Origin of the sequence: Shewanella putrefaciens (genome assembly GCF_016406305.1) — a bacterium.
Taxonomy (GTDB): Bacteria; Pseudomonadota; Gammaproteobacteria; order Enterobacterales; family Shewanellaceae; genus Shewanella; species Shewanella putrefaciens_C.
In genome coordinates this window covers 292,445-312,315 of sequence record NZ_CP066369.1, presented here as the reverse complement: position 1 = coordinate 312,315, position 19,871 = coordinate 292,445, and the positions used below count along the sequence as shown (strand labels likewise).

At 48.4% G+C, this 19,871-nt stretch carries 18 protein-coding genes and 1 other RNA gene; 13 read left to right on the top strand and 6 right to left on the bottom strand.

Annotated elements, in window-relative coordinates:
- The first annotated feature begins 61 nt into the window (after window positions 1-61).
- Window positions 62-1,381 (top strand): putrescine-ornithine antiporter, encoded by a 1,320-nt coding sequence (potE, locus tag JFT56_RS01430; RefSeq protein WP_198781971.1) that lies wholly within the window; start codon window positions 62-64, stop codon window positions 1,379-1,381.
- A 104-nt stretch (window positions 1,382-1,485) separates the two neighbouring features.
- A complete protein-coding gene (locus tag JFT56_RS01425; protein WP_198781970.1) occupies window positions 1,486-2,640 on the top strand; it encodes a porin in 1,155 nt (384 codons plus the stop codon).
- Window positions 2,641-2,923: 283 nt separating this feature from the next.
- Here the strand turns inward: JFT56_RS01425 and JFT56_RS01420 are convergent, their stop codons facing one another.
- A complete protein-coding gene (locus tag JFT56_RS01420; protein WP_198781969.1) occupies window positions 2,924-5,332 on the bottom strand; it encodes a YgiQ family radical SAM protein in 2,409 nt (802 codons plus the stop codon).
- On the opposite strand from JFT56_RS01420, the gene JFT56_RS01415 reads away from it, so the two are divergent.
- A complete protein-coding gene (locus JFT56_RS01415) occupies window positions 5,314-5,547 on the top strand; it encodes a hypothetical protein (RefSeq protein WP_198781968.1) in 234 nt (77 codons plus the stop codon). The genes JFT56_RS01420 and JFT56_RS01415 overlap by 19 nt on opposite strands.
- On the opposite strand, the gene JFT56_RS01410 is transcribed toward JFT56_RS01415, so the two are convergent.
- Window positions 5,542-5,940, bottom strand: a complete 399-nt coding sequence (locus JFT56_RS01410; protein ID WP_198781967.1) for an MAPEG family protein — start codon at window positions 5,938-5,940, stop codon at window positions 5,542-5,544. The two genes, JFT56_RS01415 and JFT56_RS01410, sit on opposite strands and share 6 nt — an antisense overlap.
- 157 nt (window positions 5,941-6,097) lie before the next feature.
- Here JFT56_RS01410 and JFT56_RS01405 point away from each other — a divergent pair, with 157 nt between their 5' ends.
- The 5 genes from JFT56_RS01405 to JFT56_RS01385 all read left to right on the top strand — a co-directional run bounded on the left by JFT56_RS01405 (window position 6,098) and on the right by JFT56_RS01385 (window position 11,563).
- Window positions 6,098-7,318, top strand: a complete 1,221-nt coding sequence (locus JFT56_RS01405; RefSeq protein WP_198781966.1) for a threonine/serine ThrE exporter family protein — start codon at window positions 6,098-6,100, stop codon at window positions 7,316-7,318.
- 180 nt (window positions 7,319-7,498) lie between these two features.
- Complete coding sequence (locus tag JFT56_RS01400) at window positions 7,499-9,154, top strand: hypothetical protein (protein ID WP_198781965.1); 1,656 nt, start codon at window positions 7,499-7,501, stop codon at window positions 9,152-9,154.
- A gap of 104 nt (window positions 9,155-9,258) precedes the next feature.
- Entirely contained in the window at window positions 9,259-9,531 is a 273-nt protein-coding gene (locus tag JFT56_RS01395; protein WP_198781964.1) for a DUF1778 domain-containing protein, read from the top strand.
- Window positions 9,528-10,025, top strand: coding sequence for a GNAT family N-acetyltransferase (locus JFT56_RS01390; protein WP_198783470.1), 498 nt, complete (start codon window positions 9,528-9,530; stop codon window positions 10,023-10,025). Before JFT56_RS01395 ends, JFT56_RS01390 begins: the two co-directional genes overlap by 4 nt.
- Before the next feature lie 354 nt (window positions 10,026-10,379).
- Window positions 10,380-11,563, top strand: a protein-coding gene (locus JFT56_RS01385; RefSeq protein ID WP_198780141.1) for an IS3 family transposase whose coding sequence is annotated in 2 segments (ribosomal slippage) — window positions 10,380-10,635 and window positions 10,635-11,563 — 1,185 coding nt in all. Because the reading frame shifts where the segments join, the coding sequence is not laid out codon by codon here.
- On the opposite strand, the gene JFT56_RS01380 is transcribed toward JFT56_RS01385, so the two are convergent.
- From JFT56_RS01380 to rsmI, 3 genes are all read right to left on the bottom strand, one after another.
- On the bottom strand, window positions 11,485-12,333 hold the full coding sequence (locus JFT56_RS01380) for an FRG domain-containing protein (protein WP_198781963.1): 849 nt from the start codon (window positions 12,331-12,333) through the stop codon (window positions 11,485-11,487). The genes JFT56_RS01385 and JFT56_RS01380 overlap by 79 nt on opposite strands.
- A 750-nt stretch (window positions 12,334-13,083) precedes the next feature.
- An RNA gene (rnpB, locus tag JFT56_RS01375) (RNase P RNA component class A) lies at window positions 13,084-13,437 on the bottom strand.
- 64 nt (window positions 13,438-13,501) lie between these two features.
- Window positions 13,502-14,344 (bottom strand): 16S rRNA (cytidine(1402)-2'-O)-methyltransferase, encoded by an 843-nt coding sequence (gene rsmI / locus JFT56_RS01370; RefSeq protein ID WP_007651514.1) that lies wholly within the window; start codon window positions 14,342-14,344, stop codon window positions 13,502-13,504.
- 88 nt (window positions 14,345-14,432) lie between these two features.
- Here rsmI and JFT56_RS01365 point away from each other — a divergent pair, with 88 nt between their 5' ends.
- The 4 genes from JFT56_RS01365 (at window position 14,433) to dolP (ending at window position 17,887) form a co-directional block, all read left to right on the top strand.
- On the top strand, window positions 14,433-16,313 hold the full coding sequence (locus JFT56_RS01365) for a penicillin-binding protein activator (protein ID WP_198781962.1): 1,881 nt from the start codon (window positions 14,433-14,435) through the stop codon (window positions 16,311-16,313).
- A complete protein-coding gene (locus JFT56_RS01360; protein WP_198781961.1) occupies window positions 16,310-16,636 on the top strand; it encodes a YraN family protein in 327 nt (108 codons plus the stop codon). The genes JFT56_RS01365 and JFT56_RS01360 overlap by 4 nt, the downstream gene beginning before the upstream one ends.
- A 94-nt stretch (window positions 16,637-16,730) precedes the next feature.
- A complete protein-coding gene (locus tag JFT56_RS01355) occupies window positions 16,731-17,324 on the top strand; it encodes a phosphoheptose isomerase (protein WP_007651521.1) in 594 nt (197 codons plus the stop codon).
- Window positions 17,321-17,887, top strand: coding sequence for a division/outer membrane stress-associated lipid-binding lipoprotein (dolP, locus tag JFT56_RS01350; RefSeq protein ID WP_198781960.1), 567 nt, complete (start codon window positions 17,321-17,323; stop codon window positions 17,885-17,887). Before JFT56_RS01355 ends, dolP begins: the two co-directional genes overlap by 4 nt.
- 20 nt (window positions 17,888-17,907) lie before the next feature.
- On the opposite strand, the gene JFT56_RS01345 is transcribed toward dolP, so the two are convergent.
- Window positions 17,908-18,828, bottom strand: a complete 921-nt coding sequence (locus tag JFT56_RS01345) for a DMT family transporter (protein WP_198781959.1) — start codon at window positions 18,826-18,828, stop codon at window positions 17,908-17,910.
- 120 nt (window positions 18,829-18,948) lie between these two features.
- Here JFT56_RS01345 and JFT56_RS01340 point away from each other — a divergent pair, with 120 nt between their 5' ends.
- Window positions 18,949-19,827, top strand: a complete 879-nt coding sequence (locus tag JFT56_RS01340) for a LysR substrate-binding domain-containing protein (protein ID WP_198781958.1) — start codon at window positions 18,949-18,951, stop codon at window positions 19,825-19,827.
- The last annotated feature ends 44 nt before the right edge of the window (window positions 19,828-19,871 follow it).

The window sequence follows — 19,871 nt, the reverse complement described above, 5'->3', positions numbered from 1 at the left end:
TAACCCCGCGCTGCAGCCAGTTTCACACTTTATTATGAGTCACATAAATTAGGTCGTTATTATGAGTAAATCAGAGAATAAAATTGGCGTCGTCCAATTAACGATTATCACCATAGTGAATATGATGGGTTCAGGCATTATCATGTTGCCCACCCAATTAGCCCAAGTGGGCACTATTTCGATTTTATCTTGGTTGGTGACTGCCGCAGGTTCTACTGCGCTGGCATTTGCCTTTGCTAAATGCGGTATGTTCAGTAAAAAATCCGGTGGCATGGGCGGTTATGCCGAGTATGCCTTTGGCCGCTCGGGCAACTTTATGGCCAACTACACCTATGCGGTTTCACTGCTCATTGCCAACGTGGCCATTGCCATCTCGGCTGTAGGCTATGCCGCCGTATTGCTTGAAGTCAATTTAAGCCCTATGGCCATCTGTCTTGCCACTATCGGCGTGCTTTGGTTGGCAACGATTGCTAACTTTGGCGGCGCACGCATTACCGGTCGCGTGAGTAGCGTAACCGTGTGGGGCATTATCATCCCCGTGATTGGTGTGTCGTTAATTGGCTGGTTCTGGTTTGATATTGACCTCTACAAAGGTGCATGGAACCCCCATGAACTGCCCTTCTTTAAGGCATTAGGCGGCTCAATTGCGATGACCCTATGGGCATTCCTTGGCTTAGAATCTGCCTGTGCAAACTCTGAGGCAGTTGATAATCCAGAGAAAAACGTGCCTATCGCCGTAATGGGTGGCACCTTAGGTGCGGCGCTTATCTATATTGTTTCGACTAACGTGATTGCCGGTATCGTGCCTAACGCCGATCTTGCCTCATCCAACGCACCCTTTGGTTTAGCCTTCGCGCAAATGTTTAACCCTACCATAGGCAAAATCGTGATGGCCTGCGCCATTATCTCCTGTACTGGTTCGCTGCTCGGTTGGCAGTTCACCATTGCCCAAGTATTTAAAGCCTCGGCCGATGAAGGCTTCTTCCCGAAAATCTTCTCTAAGGTCAGCAAGGCCGATGCACCTATTTGGGGGATGACGATTATTGTCTCTATCCAAACCTTCCTGTCGTTGATGACTATTAGCCCATCACTCAGCAAACAGTTCGAAGCCCTAGTTAACCTCGCCGTAGTGACCAATATTGTGCCCTATATCCTGTCGATGGCCGCCCTAGGCGTGATGCAGAAACAACTGAAAGTACCCGCTAATAAGGCACGTGTGGCCAACGTCATTGCCGTGATCGGCGCCCTGTACAGCTTCTACGCCCTTTATAGCTCGGGTGAAACCGCCGTCATGCTCGGTGCGATAGCCACTTTCTTCGGCTGGACGATTTACGGGGTGATCTCCAATAAAACCCCCGTTACCAATGCTCGCCCAGCGTGAACACGGCTGGCTAGCACTGGATCTCCGTCCTTAAAACACACAGCCTGAGCCCTAGTGAGCCAATGCTAGGGCCAGTGCTGATACTTGCTCATTTTGGTGGAATTATGAATAAGACCCGCATCGCGTTACTGCTTCCCATACTATTGGCGGCCACCAGCAGCCAGGCAGTTGAGCTCTATAAAGATTCAAAAAACACATTAGATTTAAGTGGTTGGCTTGGTTTTGCCGCCCTAAATGACAGCCACGATACCTCAGTTATCGATGACTCCTCCCGGGTACGCTTTAGTTTTGAGCGCAGTGAAAAAAATGGCTGGACCGCCTTTGCCACCACGGAATGGGGCATCAATATGGTTTCGAGCGACGATAGCCTAGTGATGCAAGGTGGCAAACTCGCCGCCGAAAAGACCGAGGATTTCCTCTATAACCGCTTAGGCTATGTCGGCATGTCCCACGATGACTGGGGCAGTTTAAGTTTCGGTAAACAATGGGGCGCCTACTATGATGTCGCTGGCACCACAGATCTCCCCAATGTTTTTGCGGGCTATAGCGTTGGCGCCTACGCCTTTAGCGATGGCGGCCTCACGGGAACGGGGCGTGCCGATTCCGCCTTTATTTACCGCAATAGCTTTGGCCCAGTGCAAATTGCCCTGCAATACGCCGCCAAAACCAACGGCGATGTGATCCTTAAAAATGCTGATGGCAGCGAAATGGCTGACTCTGAACTGAGTTTCGATAGCAGCTACGGTGCCAGCATCACCTATTCGGTAACGGACAAATTCAAGCTACTCGCAGGCTTTAATCGCGGCGATTTTGAAGGCCACTTAGCTAATACCCAAGTTGATGAAACCAATGAGATTATCGGTATTGGCGCTATGTATGGTGACTATTACCACTATGCGGATAATCGCGAAGCGAGTGGCCTCTATGTCGGCTTTAACGCCCATCAGAGTAAGAAAAATGAATTAGTTGACGGCAACCTCTACGATGCCACAGGGGCCGAGTTGATGACGGCCTATCAATTCGATAACGGCTTTGTGCCTATGCTAGTCCTCAGCTATCTGGATTTAGACACAGATGCCAGCACGCCTATCCAAGGTAAATGGACCCGTCAATTTGCCATGCTGGGCCTGCACTATCGTTACAGCAACGACACTGTGATGTTTGCCGAAATGAAGCTGGATTTTAGCGATATGGATGATGCCGCCCAAGAAGCACTGCAAGACAACGGCTTTGCAGTGGGGATTAACTACTTCTTCTAGGGATAAGCACGCTTAAGTTCTAGGGATAGAGACACTTAAGTTTTAGGGATGGTGACGCTTAAGCATCGGCTCGCTGGTTAAGATATTGGGGATAACGGCTCACGTCGCTCATATCCGTGAGCCTTTTTGAGACTGAGGCGCGGTGCACGTTCCGTCTACAAACGCCCACCGCACCCTCATTGGATGGTTCCGCTGGTTTGCCATCACCTCTTCGCCACTCCAAAACAACAATGATGGAGTGGCTTTTTTACGCGCGATTTTACGCGCGATGCGAACTCACCCGTTACTTGGCTTGCTGGCGTCCCGAACCTCGCGATTGAGCGCCGCCCTTAGCCTGACCACCCGCTTTAGCTTGCCCGCCCGCTTTAGTTTGCCCGCCCGCCTTAGCACTTGACTGTCCAAATGGTGACTGTCCAAATGGCGCCTTGGCTCCTGGGCGGCTCGACTTAGGTGCATTTGGCTTAGCTGAGGTGGGCTTGCCCCCTTTAGTGCCGGCCTTTGGCTCGGCATTTCCCTGACCTTGAGCTGCGCCTTTAGCCGAAGCTTTAGATTTACCCTCGCCCTTACGGTCATCGAACTGATTACCCGAGAAACGCGTAAAGGCTTTTTGGCCTTGGTTGGCATCCTTCATCCATTTAGGCCCGCGCTCATTGCGCCCTTCTGGTGGCACTAATTGGTTGGGACTATTGCCAATCAAGTCTTCACGCCCCATGGCAATCAGGCCTTCACGGATAATCGGCCAACCTGCGGGATCGTGGTAACGCAGCAGCGCCTTATGCAGGCGGCGCTGGCGGCCCTTCTTCGGCACTGGCACTACTTCGCTGGTGTGCTTGACGTTTTTAAGCGAGTTAAGCTCAGTGTGATAAATGGTCGTCGCATTCGCCATAGGTGAAGGATAGAAGTTTTGCACTTGGTCGAGCTTGAACTTACGTTCCTTCAACCACAGGGCTAAATTCACCATATCTTCGTCGGTCGTGCCCGGATGCGCCGAAATAAAATAGGGGATCAGGAACTGCTCTTTACCCGCTTCCTTCGAATACTTGTCAAATAGCTCTTTAAACTTATCGTAGGCGCCCATGCCGGGTTTCATCATCTTGCTGAGCGGGCCTTCCTCGGTATGCTCAGGGGCGATTTTTAAGTAGCCACCCACATGGTGTTGCACTAACTCTTTGACATAGGCCGGATCTTCAATCGCTAAGTCGTAACGCACACCCGAGGCGATCAAAATCTTCTTAATGCCGGGCACGGCGCGGGCGGCGCGGTATAAATCGATAGTGTGTTTATGATCTGTGCCTAAATGGCCGCAAATCGAGGGGAACACACAGGATAAACGGCGGCAGGTTTTCTCCGCTTTTTCGCTGGTACAGCCGAGGCGATACATGTTGGCGGTTGGGCCGCCAAGGTCGGAAATCACCCCAGTAAAACCAGGCACTTTATCCTGAATATCTTTGATTTCTTTGATAATTGATTCTTGCGAACGGCTCTGAATTATCCGCCCTTCGTGTTCGGTAATCGAGCAAAAAGAACAGCCACCAAAGCAACCGCGCATGATATTGATCGAGGTTTTGATCATGTCATAGGCGGGGATTTTCGCCTTGCCATAGGCAGGATGCGGCACCCTTTTATAGGGTAAATCGAACACCGCATCCATCTCGTCGGTATTGAGCGGCCAAGCGGGCGGATTAACCCACACACCACGGTCACCGTGGGGCTGGAACAGCGCCCGCGCGCAGCCGGGGTTTTGCTCTTGGTGCAAAATCCGTGAGGCATGGGCGTATAAGTATTTGTCCTCTGACACCTTTTCAAAGGCGGGCAGCAGCACATAGGTTTTATCCCAGGGCTTAGGACGAGGCGGCTGCACACTGATGGCTTTTGGCGCCTCGTTATCGAAAATCTTTGCATCCGAAGGGCCAGATAAATTGGCACAGCCAACATCATCGGCACCATAGGGATTAGGGATAGGATCGATTTTATGTAGCTGGTCGATTTTGCGAGAATCCATGCCGCGCCATTCGGGCAAAGGCTCGCGGCGAATAACCGCAGTACCGCGCACATCGTGCAGATCGTTAATCGACTCACCCGCCGCTAAACGGCGCGCCACTTCGGCCAATGGCCGCTCGGCATTGCCGTACATTAAAATGTCGGCCTTGGCATCGAAAATCACACTGCGGCGCACTTTGTCCGACCAATAATCGTAATGGGCGATACGGCGCAGGCTCGCCTCAATCCCGCCGATAACCACCGGCACATCCTTAAAGGCCTCTTTACAACGCTGGGTGTACACAGTCACGGCGCGGTCGGGGCGCTTGCCACCGATATCGTCAGGGGTATAGGCATCGTCGGTACGGATACGGCGATCGGCGGTATAGCGGTTGATCATCGAATCCATATTACCGGCGGTGACGCCAAAAAACAGATTGGGACGACCTAACTGCATAAAGGCGTCTTTGCTCGACCAATCGGGCTGGGAAATAATCCCCACACGATAGCCTTGGGCTTCTAGCATACGGCCGATGACCGCCATACCAAAGCTGGGATGGTCCACATAAGCATCACCTGTGACAATAATAATGTCGCAGCTATCCCAGCCGAGCTTATCCATCTCCCTGCGGGACATAGGTAAGAAAGGCGCAGTGCCATAGCACTCGGCCCAATATTTGGGATGACTAAAAAGTGTGGATTCAACTTGCATTGATTTTGACCCGAAAGCGTAATGTCAAACAAAGGCGAAGCAAAAAGCGCCGCGCCGATTTAGGGACGCGGAGTATAGCAGGCAACCTAGGTTATGTGCGATTAAAAAAACACCAATCAGGGCATTTTTCAGGGTATTTCAGCCTCGGCAGTAATACCCTTAAATCGGCTATGGATATGGCTTCGGGGCGAGTGAGCAACGCCGTAGGCTTATAAGGTCTGGGCAAAATGCACGAGATTCACTAAAGCCAACGCGATGATCACTATCCAGGTCAGTAACACGCCCCAGAAACGGCCAAAATGATAACCGCCCTTGCCTTGAGTCAGGCCGATGGCATGGAGTAAACGCGCCACAATCCACACAGTACCAAAGCAGTGTAAATAGAATGGCGCTAAACCACCCGTTTCTGCCAACATCATTAAGATCAAAGCGATAGGCGCATTTTCAATCAGATTTGCATGGACACGCCCCGCCAAAACTAGGGCGTTATTACCGCCATCACCCAAACCAATTTTTTGGCTGCGTCTTAATTTCACCACCCGATAGGCCAAAGCCACTATCAATAGGCCAGTCAAGCTGGCGTACAAACCGGTAACCATCAAAGGCATGTTCCATTTCCTCATTGAAAAAATCGACTATAGCCCGAACCGCAAAAAATCAGCAATTTATTTGTATTAAGGTTAAAAGCCATTAACCTTTACGCGACAAGATAGGTTAATATGCGCCCGTGCTCCCTAACAACTTTAGAAACAGTGAATACCCCGATTGGATAACGAAGAGTTTATCAAAAAGCGTAAATTTATCATAAAGCTAGGTAAAGCCTTGCATAAGTTTGGCACACCCGCTTACCGCCTTGAAACCCACTTACAAACCGTTGCGCGCACCTTAGGTATCGAAGGGTATTTCCTGATCTCGCCAACGTCGATGACCTTTGTTTTACAGCACGATACAGATCAAGAATATAACCATGTGGCTAGGGTTAAACCCGGCGAACTCGATTTAGGCTCACTCGCTCGCACCGATGAGTTAGTCGATGAACTCACCTCGGGCAAGCGCACCTTAGCCGAAGCCTTAGACAGGCTCGAAGAAATTGCCAATAAACCCAACCCCTATGGTCCAGCCTTAACCTGTTTTTCCTTTGGCACCTCGGCGGCGGCCTTTGCCATGTTAATGGGCACAGGTTGGAACGATGTGTTTTGGTCAGGCCTATTGGGTCTCGTCGTTTACGGCTTTGTTTACCGAGCCGAACGCTCGGCCCGCATGACCGAAGTGCTAGAGCCCTTTGCCACTATCACCTGCGCCATTGCCGCCTGCGCCATTGCTCGCATCGACCCCAATATCAATATTCCCGTGGTGATCCTCTCCTCGATCATCATCTTTATTCCCGGTTTAGCCTTAACCTTAGGCCTTGCAGAACTGGCCGCACGGGATTTAATCTCGGGTACGGCGCGGATTATGGACGCGAGTATGCTGTTGTTTAAGCTGTACTTTGGTGCGGTGCTCGGCATGGCAATTGGTAAAGCCTTCTTTGGCGAAGCGATCCATATCGAACCCGAGGGCCTGCCCCGCTGGGCAATTTGGTCGGCGGTGCCCATTTTATCCATGGCTCTGGTATTTATCTTCAAGGCTCGCATGCAGGATTCCCCTTGGGGCGTGCTCGCGGGGATTGTCGCCTTTTTCTCCGCCATGCTGGGCGGGCATTTTTTTGGCGACTCTGTGGGGATTTTCTTCGGCGCCCTCGCAGTAGGGATTTACTCCAATCTTTATGCCCGCTGGATGAAAGCGCCCGCCTCTATCGCCCTGCTACAGGGGATAGTGATCTTAGTGCCCGGCAGTAAAACCTATATCGGTCTCAATGCGCTTATTTCCGGCGAGACTATGCTCAACCAGTCCCATATTGGCTCGCAGATTTTTTTAATCTTTATGTCGCTGGTCGCTGGGCTTATCTTCGCTAACGTTGTCGTCCCGCCAAGGCGAACACTATAAAAAATGAGGATCTGGCTGGAGCCCGTGCCCAGCCTCATTCTTAAGTTAACCTTAAGTAAAATCATCATCTTATTAAAATGTTTACTTGACTAACGGCTACTTCCTGTGTGTTATTAAATTGTGAATTGCAGAGTGAGTGTTATACCGCTGCAGTCGTCAATTCCACGGGAGTGAGCCTTTATGCAGAAATTCATCCAGTATGCATGCATCCTACCTTGTTGCATTGGCAGCCTAATGAGTGCCGCCAGAGCCGATGATGATGCCGGCGCTGCAACGGCCCATGCCCAAGTTAAAGTCCAAGAGACTAAAAACGTTAGCAAGATTGTGGTCGTAAGTAATCCCATCTTCGATGAATCCGCTCCCGATGCCTTTTTTATCCACCGCTGGGCAAACTACCTGCATATCAACACCAAAGAATATGTCGTTCGAGATAGACTCACCTTCACTGAAAATGATCAAGTCACTCAAAAAGATCTCGACGAATCCCAGCGCCTGCTGCGCGCCGAATCCTATATTCGTGACGCTAAGATTTATATTGCCGAGAAAGATCCGCAAGCCGACACTAACCCAGAGGATGAATCCATCGTCATTGAGACTTGGGATAACTGGTCATTATTGCCCACGGCGAGTTTTAGTAGCTCGGGGGGCGACACCAAATATTCCTTTGGGATCAAGGAAGATAACCTGTTCGGCACAGGAATACGCACCCGCTTAAAGTATCAATCCGATGAGTCGCGTACGGGGTACAAATTTGCCTTCGAAGCCCCTATCAGCATTATCGAACATGGCATAGTCGCGGCCGAGTTTTACGATAATAGCGATGGCCAAGCCAAGCATGTGTATGTGAGCAAACCCTTCTATGCCCTTAATACGCAAACCATGTACTCGGCAGAATATTTAGACGATAGCCGTATCGATACCCTGAGGCAGAACGGCCAAGATATAAATGAGTTTGCACACAGTGTCGACTACCTCAACCTGAAATACGGCTGGTTAATCGATAGAAATACTGACAACCTCTCCCGCATCATTACTGGTTTTACCCAAGATAAACATGAGTTTGCCAACTTAGACACCTACCCCAACTCTGAGCTACCCCAGGACAGGGACTTTATGTACCCTTGGGTGGCCTATGAGTTTATCCAAGATGATTTTCATGTACTGAACAATGTCCATCTGATCACTAATAACGAGGACTTTAATTTAGGTTGGCATCACTACGTACAATTTGGCTTAGAAACCAACGATATAGCCGATAACAATCCCCTAGGCTACCACCTTAAGTGGCAAAGTAGCGCTGGCTACAAGTTTGACGATCAGCTGTGGTTACTCGAAATGGGCGGTTCCAGTACGCTTGGGACGACTCAAGCAGACACCTATCAAGTTAATGCCCAAGCCGAATACTTCTACCAAATCAATCCTAAATGGACCGCCTATGGCAAGGCATGGGGCAGCATTTCCAACAATACCTATCTGGATCTCACTCAGGGGCTTGGGGATGACACTGGGGTGCGCGGTTATCCCAACGATTACCAATTGGGTGACAACCAATGGTTACTGACCGCCGAAATACGCAATTATCCCAATATTAATCTGTATCAGTTGGCAGAGCTTGGCTGGGCCGTCTTTACCGACCTAGGTCAAGCCTCGGGCGGGCCACTAGCCGAAAACAACGAAGTCAGCGGCCCACTGGGCAGTATTGGAATTGGCGCCCGCATTTACTCCTCTCGCTCCAGCTACGGCAACGTCGCCCATATCGACCTTTCCATCCCCTATACCGGCGGCGATTCAGTGAATAGCTGGGAATGGCGCTTCTTAGTCAAACAAAGCTTTTAAGTGGTTTGGTTAGTTCGCGTGCCAAAGTGACACAAGGATTGCGCATTGAACACTTTGCCACCATAATACCCATGTGACAGTTTGACACAACAGGAGATAAAAATATGGCAACGACTTTGCCTCGCATCACCGCTAGAGTTGATGTCGATACTCAAGATTTACTCACAAAGGCTGCGGCACTCGCTGGCATGTCCAGTATTAACTCATTTGTTTTGAATGCGGCAATCGAAAAAGCAAAACAAGTGATTGAACGTGAGCAAACTCTAAAGCTAAACCAAGCTGATGCGGTATTGCTGATGGAAGCGCTCGATAAGCCAACAGTCGTCAATACCAAACTCAAATTGGCGTCAGAGCGTTATGAGCGTAAAACCCAATAATGAACACGGTACTTCTCGACAAAGACAAGCACGATAGGAACCGTTTCAATTGTGGCACCGACGCCCTCAACAATTACTTTAAAGTCATGGCGAGTCAGCAAGCCAAGAAAGACAACACCAGAACGTTCGTTTTGGAAGATGATAATAACAACGCCCATATCATCGGCTTTTACACCCTAACGATGACCCCGATTGATTTGAAGGCATTGCCCGAGAAGTTACAGAAGAAACACCAATCTTCAACCTCAGGTGGTCTTATTGCTCGTTTAGCTGTTGATGACAGATATAAAGGAAAAGGTTTTGGCGAGTGGCTGCTTATTGATGCACTCCGAAAACTATTAGCTGCCAGTGACAGCGTAGCGTTCCCCTTTGTTATCGTTGATGCCAAAGACGGTGCAAAACACTTCTATGAACGCTATGGATTTCAAGCGTTTCAAAATGCTGAAAACAAACTCTTTGTGACTATTGCAGATATCAGGGCAAGTTTAGGCTAATTAACTAGGGCGTGAAGTGCATGGCCAATGATGTTCCATAGATCATACTGACATTTTCCATTTCACTAGGGATCAGCTGCACAAGAACGACCATGCCTAGATTACGCAACAAACACTAATGCCCGTGGCTCTCCGAGGGGATGGCGTATTCCTTTGACGCTAGTGTTATTGGCCAATTTATTAAGGAAGAAAAGTTATGCCTGCCCGATTTTTTCCTTTTATTTTAGGCTGAGCTCTCTACACAACCTTTTAGCTAAGGAGTCTAAATCACAGTAGATAGTTGTAGTGGCATAGTGAATTTGGCCACCTAATAAGAAATGTTATGATCCCCTCATAACCCATTTAGGTGACAACATGAATAAAAGTAAACGTGCACGATATAGCGCTGCCATTAAGCTTGAAACCGCTCAATTAGTCGTTGATCAAGGTTACACACAAGAAGCGGCGGCGAAAGCCATGAACGTGGGTAAATCGACGGTCAGTAAGTGGGTAACACAGCTTCAAATCGAGCGCCAAGGGCTTGCGCCTAAAGCCTCACCCATGACACCTGAGCAGATTGAAATCAGGGCACTTAAACGTGAAATTGAGCGCATAAATCTCGAGAAAGAAATCTTAAAAAAGGCTACTGCTCTATTGATGTCGGACTCGCTGAACAATTCTCGATAATCGAGAAACTCAATCAGAGCAACAAATACCCTATTTCAGTGTTATGCCACGTATTCAACGTGAACCGGAGCAGTTACCGTTATTGGATGAGCCGTGAGCTTTGTGTAACACCTGAACAGCGGCTTTTAGAATGTGAAATCAAAGCGATACATGCTGAAAGCAAACAGTCTGCGGGTGCGCGAAGTATCGCCACAATTGCCTCTGAACGTGGCTTTGCATTAAGTCGTTATCGGGCAACGCGGTTAATGAAAAAGCTCGGATTAGTGAGTTGCCAACAACCCAAACACCGTTATAAAAAGGCTGAAAATGAGCATGTGACTATCCCTAATGCACTCAAACGGCAATTTGCAGTTGTCGAACCTAACACCGTTTGGTGTGGCGATGTGACGTATATTTGGGCGGGTAATCGTTGGTGCTATTTAGCGGTTGTACTGGATTTATTTTCGAGAAAGGCCATTGGTTGGGCAATGTCATTTTCACCGGATACAGAGTTAACGGTAAAAGCGTTAGAAATGGCATTTGAATCAAGAGGAAAGCCTAAAAACCTGATATTCCACTCAGACCAAGGCTGCCATTATACCAGCCTGAAATACCGTCAACGGTTGTGGAAATATCAAATCACCCAAAGCATGAGCCGTCGCGGTAACTGCTGGGATAATGCGCCAATGGAGCGATTTTTCAGGAGTTTAAAAACGGAATGGATCCCGACACAAGGCTATAAGAGTTTTAGCGAAGCTAAACAAGATGTGACCGATTACATCATTGGTTATTACTGTGAAGTCAGGCCACATCATTACAATGCAGGATTGAGCCCAAATGAATCAGAGCGACGATTTTGGGAAGATTCTAAAGCTGTGGCCAAATTTAGTTGACCACTACAAGTATCCTCCACAACACCAAGCCTATGAAGTTGCTGTAGTATTTTTTCTCGGGCTTTGAAATCAATATCAATGAAATCAATAACACCTGTACTAACTTGTTCATCTAGAGACTTTGAGCAGTCCCCATGTACAGTAAAAACACTTTGTTGTGCTGACATTCTGCTATCAAGTGGGATTGTTTCAATTGCCATGGGATGTGAAGGCATAATATGCCTTGAACGTACAGCTAGATTAGCAGGTAAATAAGAGTCCAAGATTAATTTAGGTCTAGATAGGGAAATCTCTTTAGGATAGTTTTTTAGCTCTCCCTCGCCACTGTCAAAATACTGTTCCGTTTCTATGTGCCGTGTTTCATTTCCCATCTGGGATGGACAGTAAACTCGATCGATACCAATAAATTGCTCATTCAATTTAAACGGTTGGAGTATCCAAACTCGATGGTCGTTTTCCAAATTAGGCTTTTGTGTCAATGCAAAAAACAAAGCAACCAAAGGGGAGGCAGTCCAATCTAACAATCTTGTAGGTAAACCATGGTGTTGCATTACAGCATATAAATACCAAGGATTAGTATTACTAGTCTTATGATACTTAAGATGTTCTTTAAGAAATCTATAGGCAAGTGTTTCTTCTACTTCTGTAGTTATCTCATCCCAATGAATCCTTGGTTTCAAAGTGTACTGTGTAGAAGCTACACCTCTAAACCAACAATCCTCGAACTCAGTTACCAAACCTATAAACTCCTCGATGGAAGATATCTTCATTCAGTGGACTCCATTCTTAATATACTTCTTAACTCAGTTAGAGCTAAGATGATAGTTAACTAAACTAGCGTACCCGCATTAGAGAGTTATACGCCCTAGGCATTTGATTTAAATAGTTTTACCAAACATGACATCATAGTTCAACGAATCTAACAAAGGCTTTAGTTTATCCAATGAAATTAGATAAATATGAGAATATTTGTCATGTATCTCATCTCCTCGTTTAGAAGATTTGTGTCCTGCGATAGCTTTACTTAAAAACTCATTTGCTCCATTCGCTCGGATCAATGAAATGACCGTGTGCCTGAACGAATATAAAGTCAGCTTACAACCATCGATATCCCTTTCTGGCAAACCTATTTGCTCTCTTATTTAACTAGCCACCCATTGTTAAATTTCCAGAGCGCATGCTTATAAAAAGTCATTCTGATTACTGGAGGGGTGGTGAGAGATTAAACACTGTCATGTAAGTGACCGTTGACGGCATGGATGCCGTCGTCGAGCCCTCATGGATGAGTTCACGGCGTGTCACTGGAATGACAGTGTTAATCATCAGATGTATCTTCAGAGATACAGTAAGGTGTAACAACTCTCTGTTTCCCTATGTATTATTAGATAATAAACCAGCGTAAATCAGCTTTTTAGAAAACCTAGAGAGGGTTCGGCTCCTTCTCTTCTTTATGCATCAATTAATCGTACAGCCTGAAAAATAAAAGGCCTCGCATCGCTGCGAGGCCTTCTATATCGAAAGGTTTGAGTTGGCCGATAAGCCGGGTCCTGTCTTGGACAGTCATTCATCTAGGCCTGCAATCGCTCACAGGCTCAAGCGACCTACCCGGTTCCAACGCGAGCCACGTCATATGGAACCCTATTTGGTCTTGCTTCGGGTGGAGTTTACCTTGCTACGGACTATTGCTAGCCGCACGGTGCGCTCTTACCGCACCCTTTCACCCTTACCACCTTAGCCGAGGCTAGGATGGCGGTCTCCTCTCTGTTGCACTTGTCGTCGGTTCACACCGCCCAGGCGTTACCTGGCACCCCGCTCTTTGAAGCCCGGACTTTCCTCCCCGTTCTTGCGAACGCGGCGACTGTCTGGCCAACTCGGCGCGGATTATAGCCTAAGCCTCCTTTATGTACCACAGTTAATCCCAGTACCGAGTGCTGGCGCTTATAAATCAGACTCTAAACCGTATTTATACAGGGCGTTCTTTTTAAGACCGTGGATTTGCGCGGCAATCGCGGCGGCTTTTTTAAGGGGTAATTCTTCGCAAAGTAATTTTAGGGTGTTAATGGCAACCGTTGGAATGGCTTCATCGTCATTGAGGTGATAACCGTGCACCATCAGCACTATTTCACCCTTCTGCTGATTGGGATCGGTACTCACGGTGGCCAGCACGTCGGCGACTGGACCCGATAAAAAAGTTTCAAAGGTTTTGGTCACTTCCCGCGCCATCACCACATGGCGATCGCCGCCGAGCACCTCGACCATAGTCGTTAAACTGTGCTCAATACGGTGTGGCGATTCGTAAAAAATCAGCGTGCGCGGATCTTCTTTTAGTTCTAATAACTTGTCGGCTCTGGCTTTTTCCTTTGAGGGTAAAAATCCTTCGAAGGAGAAGCGATCCGATGGCAAACCGGAAGCGCTCAATGCGGTAATCGCGGCGCAGGGGCCGGGGAGTGGAATAACATTAAAGCCCGATTGACGCACATGGGACACGAGATGATAACCAGGGTCGGAGATCAGCGGCGTGCCCGCATCGGAAATCAGCGCGATTGACTGGCCCGCAGCCAGTTGATCCACAATCCACTGGGCACGAGCGCGCTCGTTATGGTCGTGAAGTGCAATAGTTTTAGTCGTGATACCAAAATGGCTCAATAACTTACCGCTGTGGCGTGTGTCTTCACAGGCGATCAACGAAACCTGATTTAGCACCTCTATGGCCCGTGAACTCATGTCGCCCAAATTACCTATGGGAGTGGGAACTATGTAGAGTGCGACGCTTTGGTCCATATATACCTCTGTAATGACAGTGCCAAGACTTTCGTCAAGCGCGAGAGAAGGTTAAACTAGAGGCAGCATCTTACCAGAGTGAAGCCCAGTGTTAAAAAGCCTGAATACAACTAAGTTTATTTCCGTGGCCATTTTATCGGCAGTTTTGGCGGGTTGTGGCACTCAAGCGCCTACAACCTCAACAAGTACAGCCCCCACAGCGGCCACCTCGTTAGCTTCTGCTCCTTTGGCGCCCAATGTGTATTTAGCACAGGCAAGCAACAGCAAAGATCCACAGCAGCGCGATATTAACCTGCTGTTGGCGGCGCATGCCTATATCAATGCCAACGATTATGCCGCCGCGCAAAAGCTGCTGAAGTCTATGTTGCCCAGTTTAACCCAGAGCCCAATACTATTGGCCGAGCATAAATACCTCACGGCCCGGGTACTTGAGCACACATCGACTTACCTCGATGCCTTAAATACACTTAACTATCCAAGCACTTGGGTGTTACCCAGTTGGCAAATGGCCACCTATCACCAATTTAAAGCTCACTTATACCAGTTAAATAAACAGCCGATTGAGCAAGTACGCGAGCTAAGTTTATTGACCGGCTATTTACCTCCCGCCGAGGCAAATGAGGTCAACAACCAAATTTGGCAAGTGTTACAACCTATGCATGAGCAAACCCTGCAGACCTTTACCCAAGATGCTAAGAATCCTGTGTTTGCCGGTTGGTTGCAGCTGGCTTATATTGCCAAACATTATGCCGTCGATCCCTCGCAGCTGGTGCGCTATTTAGGCGAATGGCAGAAACAAAACCCTTACCATCCTGCCGCGGCCAAACTGCCCGCCGATTTAGATCGAGCGTTAAACGCTAAGCCATTTACGCCCAAGAATATTGCCGTACTCTTGCCATTGACGGGCTCGAGAGCCAATGCCGCCAATGCGATTCGCCAAGGTATTTTGGCCAGTTACTTAGCGAAACCCAATGAGCAGGTTTCAGTGAATTTTTACGACACAGCCAATGATGCCGTTTCCGCCTATCAGCAAGCGGTAAATGCGGGCGCTGAATTTATCATTGGCCCGCTATTACCGAATGAAATCGATCAGCTATTGGCACTGAACACCACGGCAAGCACCGTGACAACAGCGGCGACAGGTGCGACAGGTGCAGCGCCGACTGCGCCAATTCCACAGCTATTTTTAAATCAGACCGACAAGTTCGTACCTGATATTAATAAGTTTTACTTTGCACTCTCCCCCGCGCAGGAAGCTGCCGACGCCGCCACTCGCATGTACCAAGATGGCGTGACCATGCCACTATTGCTCGCCAGCAACGATGCCATAGGTAAACGTATGGCCGAGAGCTTTATTCAGGCGTGGAAGAAAAAGAGTGATACTCCCATCGAAGTCTATTACTACGATGGCGGTGACAAAATGCGAACCACAGTACAAGATGCCCTTGGCGTACGCGATAGCCAAGAACGCATAGCGCGCATTAAAGAACTCTTAGGCAACTCAGTACAGGCCGATTTTCGCTCGCGCCAAGATATCGATGCCATTTATATGATCTCGACGCCGCAGGAGTTAACCCTGCTAAAAGCCTTTATCGATGTCAACTTTAGCGTCTTTACTCAGCCAGTGCCTTTGTACACATCTAGCCGTAGCCGTATCGATAATGAATCGAGCCAAACTGCGCAGGATTTAAATAACTTAACCATGAGTGATGCCCCTTGGCTAATGCAAAATAGCGAAGAAAACCTGATGGTTAATACCCTATGGTCAGGCTGGAATAACGGTCAAAAACGCTTGTTTATCATGGGTTATGACGCAATGGATTTGATCAGCAAACTCGCCCAAATGCGCTCATTCCCTGGCTTCCAGTTTAATGGCCGTAGCGGTGTCTTATCGGTTAATCCCGATGGAGTTCTCAACCGCCAATTGAGCTGGGGACGTTATCAGAGAGGCAGTTTTCGTCAACTATGACACCTGGACAGCAGGCAGAAACACTCGCCCAACGTTACCTTGAACAACAAGGGTTAACTTTTGTCGAGCGCAATGTCCGCTATCCCTTCGGTGAAATTGATTTAGTGATGCGCCATCAGAAGTATTGGGTTTTTGTTGAGGTGAAATTCCGCTCGGCAAACCAATTTGGTGGCGCATTACAGGCATTGAGCAAGGCCCAAATCGGTCGAATTCGTAAGGCTGCCAGCCATTATTTGCAAATTCAACGACTCGACGTCCCCTGCCGTTTTGATGTTATCGCCATGGATGAAGGGCAAATCCATTGGCTGGTCGATGCCTTTTGAACGTGACAGATGAATTATTTTTTAACGCTTATGCCTCAACTCCCCAGTGGAAATATGGCATGATAGCAACACTTTATCCTGAAAGGATGTATCCATGTTAGAACGCATTAAAGACAGCTTTACTGAATCTATCCAGACTAAAATCGATGCAGCCGAAGCACTGCCAGAATCCATCGCCAAAGCGGCCGAAATGATGGTGCACTGTCTTTTGGGCGGCAATAAAATCCTCGCCTGTGGCAACGGCGGCAGTGCCGGCGATGCGCAGCACTTCTCGGCCGAGCTATTAAACCGCTACGAGATTGAGCGTCCACCATTGCCAGCCATTGCCCTGTCAACCGACACATCGACCATCACAGCCATTGCGAATGACTATAGCTATAATGAGATTTTCTCAAAGCAAATCTTAGCCTTAGGTCAACCTGGTGACATTCTACTGGCCATCTCCACCAGCGGTAATTCTGGCAACGTGATCAAAGCCATGGAAGCGGCTCTCAGCCGCGATATGACCATAGTCGCCCTCACGGGTAAAGATGGCGGCGCGATGGCGGGCTTATTGAGTGTTGGCGATGTAGAAATCCGTGTGCCTTCCAATGTCACGGCCCGTATTCAAGAAGTGCATCTGCTGGTGATCCATTGCCTGTGTGACAATATCGACCGCACGCTTTTCCCACAGGATGAGCAACAATGAGGCACGTTGCCCCGTTATTAATGGTTTGCTTGCTGCTGCAGGGCTGTGCTGGTGCCGTTATGGTGGGCGCAGTGGGCGGCGCTGTGATGGCCAATGATGAGCGTACCGTAAAAACTCAGCTCGATGACACCAACACGGATTTTAAGATCACTAGCGCACTGCTGGAGCAAGAAGATCTTAAAAAACTCACCAATATCACGGGTGTATCGGTGAATGGCAATGTGCTTATGATAGGCCAAGCTCCAAACTCTATGCTCAGGGACAAGGCGATTAAAGTCGTGCAGGATCTTAAGCTTGGCGGCAAGATCCACAATCAAATCCGTATCGGTAATCCCACCTCCTTTACTACCCGCAGCAATGACACTTGGGTCACGACTAAGGTAAAGGGGCGCATGCTCAACGAGAAAGATTTGGATGTTACCCGCATCAAAGTGATCACTGAAAATGGAGAGGTCTTCCTGCTTGGGCTTATCCACCGCTCACAGGCAGATTTAGCCGTCGATATCGCCCGTAATACTGCGGGCGTGCGTAAAGTGGTTAAAGTCTTCGAATACGTCGAATAATCTCGGTTAAGCCTAAGCGATTAACGCTTAGGCTCGCCCTCTACGCCCTCAATCGCTAAGGGCTCGGCTCGCAAACGCTCGATAACCTTAGGCTGCTGGGCCAATAGCATTCCTATCCAAGGTAAAAATAACGACGGTAATACAATTAACGCGGCACCGACCCAACTCAAGCTATCCAGCCATTCATCGAACAGCAACCAACCCAAAAATACGATAAATAACAATCCAGTATATTCCGCTATCGCAATATCACTCGCCTGCGCCTTACGGTAAGCAAGCACGCAAAACCAATGGTAAATTAATAAAAATGCGTTGCTGAGTAAGGCTATACCGAGTAATCCCCAACTCATCCCCTGCAAGCCTTGGAAGGCGGCGATCAATAATGTGGCCGGAATGCCGAGCAAGTTATACAGCATAAGGGTGAGCACTGGATGCTCAGTATTTGGCACCTTTTTTAAGGTAAGTTGATTCACCGCAAAGGTAAAAGCCGAAAACAATACCGCCAGACCAAACCAATTCATCTCGCTTGGGCGCAGGATAATCAAGATCCCAACGAAGCCCAATAAGGCGCAGATGACCTGCCCAGTGGTAATGCGTTCCTTAAGAAACCAATAGCCCATTAGCATAATCATCAAGGGCGCCGAGTAAAACAACGAACTCACAGTGGCGAGCGGCAGCGCCATTAAACCGATAATTAAAAATAGCGCGCCAACTGAGCCTATGTTGGCACGCCAAAGGTGAACTGAAATATGTGTGGTCATTGGCCTTTGCGCATATAGCCACACGGGCAACAACATGAATACTGAACAGATTTGCCTTACGAGCAGAAAAGTGGCGGCATTAGCATCGTCCGGTAACCACTTGATCGATACATCGTAGAATGCGCTAAATAGATTACCCACTATCAATAAAATCAAACCGATAACTATAGGGCGCTGCATTTTATAACATCCATAAATTTCAATGGCTGCATGATAGAGCCCACAAAAGGTAAGCTGAAATGATGCTTTCTCATACTGAATGAATTAAATTCATACTAAATTTTTTATATATTGAAAAACATGAGAAAACTTCCTCCATTACGCGCACTACAGGTCTTTGAGGCCGCCGCGAGACAAGCCCACTTCTCTAAAGCGGCGGATGAACTGTGCATCACCCAAAGCGCGGTATCCCACCAAGTGCGGGTACTGGAAGAATATTTTGCGGAACAACTCTTTGACCGACAAGGCCGTAAGCTACAACTCACCCCAAAGGGCCAGAGTTTATTTATTGAGTTAGAACGCATTTTCAATGAATTAGGCGATCTCAACCTTAAGCTGCGTGATACGCCCAACCAGCAACTCTGTTTAGCCGTATATAGCTCATTTGCGGTTAAGTGGTTGATACCGCGCCTAACCGATTTTCGTCGCCAATATCCGAGTGTTAAAATCCGCCTCGAAATGATCACCCAAGATCCCGACTTAAGCACTAGCTCCGCGGATATCTTTATCGCCAGCAAGCTGAATCTACGGGGATATTGGCAACAATTGCTGCATAAGGAGCGTTTAATCCCCGTCTGTAGTCCCACTCTTTATCCTAAATGGCGTGACATCAGCCTAGATAATTTTCAGCAGCAAGCTTTACTGGTTGTGGATGAAGGGCCGCTCGGACTCGACTGGCGCAAGTGGTCATCGGCCCATACGATTCCGCTCAATAATGAGCAGCAACATATATTTAGCCACATAGTGATGGCGATTGAAGCCGCGATTGCGGGCCAAGGTGTCGCACTCGCTCCCGATTTTATGGTGGCGGGAGATATTGCAACCGGACGACTGGTTGCAGTGAATCTACCCGATGTGCATACAGGGTTTGAATTTACCTTCTTCTGTAAACAACGCCGCCTATCGGAACCTGCGATTGCCGCCTTCTCCTCTTGGCTAAAATCCCAGGCCCAAGCCTAAGATGAACTGACAGGCACAAAAAAGCCGACGCGAACGTCGGCTTA